Annotated in this window: 1 protein-coding gene; it reads left to right on the forward strand. The window is 33.1% G+C overall.

Annotated features, from left to right (window positions below; translation table 11 throughout):
* Positions 1-251: ATP-binding cassette domain-containing protein (locus CDN38_RS33685; RefSeq protein WP_142361403.1), on the forward strand; the 251-nt coding region annotated here is incomplete at both ends.

Below are 251 nucleotides of genomic sequence, written 5' to 3' on the forward strand. Positions count from 1 at the left end.
ATCTTTACGTCATCGACAAATTTCAGAATTAAGTGGTGGACAATTACAACGTGTGCTAGTAGCAAGAGCATTGATGTCCGAAAGTGAAGTTTATTTTCTAGATGAGCCGTTTGTCGGAATTGATTTTAGTAGCGAAAAATTAATCATGACAAAAATCGAGAACTTAAAACAACAAGGAAAACTTATTCTTATCATCCACCATGATCTATCAAAAGCAAAGCAATACTTTGATCGCATTATTCTATTAAATC

The organism is Mycobacterium ostraviense (assembly GCF_002705925.1).
In the GTDB taxonomy this organism is placed as follows: domain Bacteria; phylum Actinomycetota; class Actinomycetes; order Mycobacteriales; family Mycobacteriaceae; genus Mycobacterium; species Mycobacterium ostraviense.